Raw genomic sequence first — 3072 nt, forward strand, 5'->3', positions numbered from 1 at the left:
TAAAAGGAACCTGATCGCCCAGTTTATTTACTGAAGACAGATCGCTTAACACACGCTCGGCTATTTTAGCTTCTATTAAAACATCTCCAGGAACAGGTTTACTTTTTGGCAATTTGCGTTGAAAAATCTTGAGAAGGAGGGCCCCCATTTCAGAAATAGGGAGGCAATAATCTACCTTTACGTTATTCAGGGCATTTCGCGGCATATCCGGATACTCGGCTTCATCAGGATCCTGTACAATACATATTCCTCCGCATCTATTAATAGCTTTCATTCCTGCTGTTCCATCATCAAGATAACCGGTGAGCAATATTCCGATAACACCGGTTCCAAAAGCTACGGCAGCTGAACGAAATAGCGGATCAATAGCGGGACGCGACCTGTTTTCGTGGGCTCCTTTGGTCACCAGCATTTTCAGATTTCCCCCAATCAACAGGTGGTGGTCTGATGGCGCTAGGTATAAATAGCCGGGTTTCAAGTTGTTTCCGCTTTTTGCATGCCGACATTTTACGGTATTTAGCTTATTAAGTTCGTCTAAAAGTACATTTCCCATAGCATCAGGAGAAATATGTCGGACAACCAATACCGGCAGGGGGAAGTCTTTGGGGAGTTGGCTTATTAATTTTTTTAGTGCACCCAGTCCCCCTGCAGACGTACCCATCACAACTACCCGGGAAATTTTTTCGGGCTTATCGGTTTTAATGCTTTTTTTCATTTCTTTTAATCAACTAAAAATTAATTAAGTGCTAAATCCGGAACATTCTATTTTCTCTTATGTTTTTCTAAAAATTGCAACCAACAATTGAGTAAAGAACATATATTCTTTACATCCTAAATATTCAGGTATAGAAAACCTAAATTCGATAGCAAAAAAGGCTAAGAAAATAAGAAAAAAGGTTTCGTAAAATAGCAAAAATACAAAAGTTGTTCCTACAGCTTTCCGTAGTACAATTATGAAATCATCAACACTCTAAGTTACTTGCTGAAGCGCATAGACAAAAATCATGACGGAAGATTAAAAGGCCGTTTCTTACCTCCAGCACCCTACCCTACAATATAGGCGTCAACACCATATTCCGATACGCCACATTACCATGATCGCCCTGCAGATAAATGGGGCCTGGGGCCAACACATCGGAGCTGATTGCCCCGCCGGTGGGGCCGGGTACGGGCTGGTTGTCAATGATTGTTTTGCCGTTGAGGATGACCGTCAAGTGGCGGTCGTACAGGGTGATGTCAAACTTCTGCCATTCGCCTGCGGGTTTTTCGGCGGCCGTGCTGGGGGTGATCCGGCTATAGAGTGCGCCCATGTTGTGGGAATCCAAATCCTTGCCGTAGGAGTCCACCACTTGTATTTCGTACAGGCCACGGAGATAGATGCCGCTGTTGTTGCCTTCGGGTACGTTTACCTCGAGTTTTAGGTTGAAATCTTCGAACTCCTGGTCGGTACGGATGTTTCCGTACGATATGTGTTCCCCATCCTTGGGCTGGATAGGATCGTTTACCAATTCACTGTTGACCACTTTGAAACCATTTTTGTGTTTCGGATTAATGAGTTTCCAACCGGTAAGGTCTTTGCCGTTAAAAAGGGGAATGGGCTTTCCATATTTTATGGTGCCCATATCGGGTTTCCCGGGCATCGGCGGCATGGGCTTTCCGGTAAAGGTATAGGTCGTTTCGCCTGGACCTTCCCAAGAGGGGCCGGTCATAGTGCCCTGTAATTGGTCTCCCGATTTTTTGATACGTAGGGTGTAGGTGCGAATGTGTTTCCGTTCGTTAGGTGCCCCGTCCCTGGTCATGTTCACTTCGTTGGTCCGGGTAACCACTAGGGTACCGTCGTTTGCCAAATACACATCCGATACGGGCAGTACACTTCCGCCGATCCACAACAGTTCGGCATCCAAAAAACCCTGTTCGTCATGTACATTCAGCCAACCGACACCGCCGCCTTCGACGTCGAGTGCCCAAGTGCCCAGAAACGGGTTTTCCGTGGTGGAGGATTGCGAAATAGAATTTGCCCATGCCATGGGAATAATCAATAGGACTACCGAGATGGGAAGAAAGAATTTTTTCATTTTGACCAGGGATTTAGAGAGGTTAAAACCACAAAAAACAATGCTAAATCGACAAGCGGGGTTTATTCGCAATTGACGATTGGTGAATCGGACTCTCAATTTACTTAATTAATTCAAAATGCCCTATTTTCGAATGAAATTAATCCCTAATTAAAGTACCGAAGTAGATATCTCAATATCGGCATCTTTCCAAGCCTTGTCAAATTCCATTTTAATGGCCTTCGCTTCTTCCCCTTTATTTTGTGCTACTAAGCTTTGATACAGTCCCATCAAAGACCAGCCGTTTTGGCGGATTGTTTCAAGATTATCTTTAAACACTTTTTCCGCTTCCCCGTATTTCTTGGCCTTTAACAAGACCGCGCCCAGGGACTGTCTTGCGGGAATGTGACATGCTGCCGGTTCACTATAGATCAATTGGTCTTCAAAGACCACGGCCTCCCGCAGCTGGTCGATGGCCTGAGGCAAATCGCCTTCTGCGGCGGCAACTTCCCCGGATACCACGGCGTAGGCTACTTTGGCGATACTTGAACTGGCATTGGTATAGTTAGCGATCAGTTCCTCGAGATCGGGGTCATCTTTCATTGCCTTGAGGGCTTCCAATTCTTCCTTGGCCTCCTTTAAATTATTTTTCCGAAGAAAGGCGATACCTCGGGCATAGTGCCAAATAAGTTTAAGATGTTTATACGCGTCTCCCTGATACGGTATGGTCAATATCTCGTTCCATTTGCCAAATCGGGTATAGGCCAAAAGGGGAGTGGAGGCAAAATCTTGCAAGAACGGTAGGCTTGCCAGTTCTCCCGCAGGCACTTTTTCAGCGGTTTTTTTGGCGGCATCGATTGCCGTTTTGCTATCGCCCAATAGACTGGCGGCCGACCATAGAAAATGAAGGTTATGCGGATAATAGGCTAAGGGGTACATCCCTTGGGAATAGCATTGTGAGATATAATCCTCGTCGGCCAAAATGGCCTCCTGATTTGCTTTTACCGCATCCTGATAG

2 protein-coding genes and 1 pseudogene are annotated in these 3072 nt (G+C 45.7%); all 3 read right to left on the minus strand.

Translation table 11 applies throughout. From position 1 onward, the window contains the following. Positions 1-715 (minus strand): chemotaxis protein CheB (locus tag ACEW8S_RS03515; RefSeq protein WP_373516804.1); only part of this gene is annotated, 715 nt, incomplete at its 3' end. A gap of 334 nt (positions 716-1049) precedes the next feature. Further along, positions 1050-2075 carry a DUF1080 domain-containing protein gene (locus tag ACEW8S_RS03520; protein ID WP_373516805.1) on the minus strand — a complete coding sequence of 342 codons (1026 nt, stop codon included), beginning with the start codon at positions 2073-2075 and terminating at the stop codon, positions 1050-1052. A gap of 150 nt (positions 2076-2225) precedes the next feature. After that, positions 2226-3072 (minus strand): annotated as a pseudogene (locus ACEW8S_RS03525) (hypothetical protein); the annotation flags it as partial.

It is taken from the genome of Pricia sp. (genome assembly GCF_041745955.1).
GTDB lineage: Bacteria > Bacteroidota > Bacteroidia > Flavobacteriales > Flavobacteriaceae > Pricia.